The sequence below is a fragment of the Stenotrophomonas sp. HMWF003 genome (assembly GCF_003061285.1).
Classification (GTDB): Bacteria; Pseudomonadota; Gammaproteobacteria; order Xanthomonadales; family Xanthomonadaceae; genus Stenotrophomonas; species Stenotrophomonas maltophilia_AP.
Map to the genome: position 1 here is coordinate 1 of NZ_QAIW01000420.1, position 603 is coordinate 603.

The following is a 603-nucleotide window of genomic DNA, read 5'->3' on the forward strand; positions in this document are numbered from 1 at the left end:
GTCCACACCAACGTGCCCACGAACACCGCGCCGAACCACAGCGCACCGGCGCGCCGGTTGCCCCACAGCAGCACGCCGGCCACCAACAGGCCAACCCCGGCCAGCACGTAGTACCAGGAGCCGCCCAGGCTGGCCAGCCACGCACCCAGCCCGCCCAGCACCACGCCAAGCAGCATCAGGACGAGGGACAACACGGTCACCAGCGCGTGGCGCGGGCGCCGGGCGGTGGACGAAGGATCGGGGCGTGCGGCGCGGGGGGCGGCGGACATCGGAGTCTCCATGCGGCGTGGCGCGAACGGGATCCGGCCACTGGTGGACTGCCATCGCGGACGCGAATGTCCGCTGGTTCGGGAGCCGTTATCCCACCGTCGCCGTGAAGTGCATGCGTTCTTTCAGCGGGCCGCCACGATAGGCAAGATGCCGCCCCGGACAGGCGCAGAAACGACGACGCCGGCACAAGGCCGGCGTCGTCGTGGTACTGCCTGCAGCGCGATCAGCCCTGCGGGGTCTGCTCGTCGGTGGCGGCAGGTTCGGCCGCCGCAGCCTCACCGGCAACCGGCACCACGTCCACCAGTTCGTCGTCACCGATCGACGCATCCATGC

1 pseudogene is annotated in these 603 nt (G+C 71.0%); it reads right to left on the reverse strand.

Annotated elements, in window-relative coordinates:
* Nucleotides 1–269, reverse strand: a pseudogene (locus DBR34_RS17965) (membrane-bound PQQ-dependent dehydrogenase, glucose/quinate/shikimate family); the annotation flags it as partial.
* Nucleotides 270–603: the final 334 nt, after the last annotated feature.